Source organism: Oleiphilus sp. HI0067 (assembly GCF_001635735.1).
Genome location: NZ_LWFI01001279.1, coordinates 1 through 1,216 on the forward strand (window position 1 = coordinate 1; position 1,216 = coordinate 1,216).

Below are 1,216 nucleotides of genomic sequence, written 5' to 3' on the forward strand. Positions count from 1 at the left end.
TCAGGCAACAAGCATGCGATGACATAGTAAACAGAAGATGCGGTAACACTCTCAGGGCAATTGAGGTTTCCTTTAACTGACTGACCAGTCCCAGAGAAATCAAACACGAGTCGCTCTCCGGTAGATCGCAATTCGAGATGAATCGGAATTTTCTCGGCACCGAAACCATCTGAATCTAGTACATCGCTAAACTCAACGCTTTCTATTGGTAGCTTGGAAATAAATCCTTGCATCAAAGTTAAGCCGTACTCATTTAATGCAGCACAACGTGCATTGAAATAGACTCCACCGTGCTGAATCCCATTCAGCCAATCAGTCATCCTCATTAGCCCAGTTTGATTAGCACTAATCTGAGCCAAAAAATCTTCAGGCAGCTCGCTGTCACAATTTGGCTCGATGCTGCGAATACGCCGCGCTAACTCATCAACAATGATGCCCTTATCAATAATCTTTTGTGGTCCGAGAACAATCCCTTCTTCAAGCAAGCTATCGCTCAAGGGCATTGAACCAGGCGCTTCACTACCAATATTCGCATGATGAGCGCGATTCACAACAAAGCCATGCAAAACATCAGATAGGAACAATGGTGCAATCATCGTTACATCTGGCAGATGCGTCCCACCCTTGAACGGATCATTCACTACGACCATGTCACCTTCTGACCAATCGAACATAGCAACGAGATCCTTCATGGCATACGCCATACTCCCAAGATGCACAGGAATATGCGCTGCCTGAGCTAAAATACGGCCCTCACTATCAAATAACGCACAAGAGAAATCGAGACGATCTTTGATGTTTGGTGACAATGCACTTCGTTGTAAGACAAAGCCCATTTCTTCACAGATCGTGTTCAATTTTCCAGAAAAAATAGCTAATTCAATTCCACTTATTTTCTCTTGCATTAATAACTCCACATTACTATTAGTTCGCGCCCGCAAATAAAGCACGAGAATACTTTGTCTTTGCTACACTTGATTCAGACGCAACTATAAATGAAAACGAACAAAACAATCATTAAACACATGATTGATTGAGAAATAACAAGATACACATGACAGATAATGCAGTAATGAATACTTATGGGAAGCTTGCCGTTTCTTTCGAGAATGGAGACGGCAGCTGGTTGTTTGATACCGATGGAAACAAATACTTCGATACATTTACCGGCGTCGCTGTAAGTGGGCTCGGACATTCCAATCCAGCCGTCGCCAAG

At 43.3% G+C, this 1,216-nt stretch carries 2 protein-coding genes; one reads left to right on the forward strand and one right to left on the reverse strand.

Annotated features, from left to right (window positions below; translation table 11 throughout):
• On the reverse strand, nt 1–905 hold a 905-nt coding region (locus A3739_RS19820), incomplete at its 3' end, for a hydantoinase B/oxoprolinase family protein (RefSeq protein WP_197472451.1).
• A 167-nt stretch (nt 906–1,072) separates the two neighbouring features.
• Between A3739_RS19820 and A3739_RS28900 the strand changes: the two genes are divergently transcribed.
• On the forward strand, nt 1,073–1,216 hold a 144-nt coding region (locus tag A3739_RS28900), incomplete at its 3' end, for an aminotransferase class III-fold pyridoxal phosphate-dependent enzyme (protein WP_156502711.1).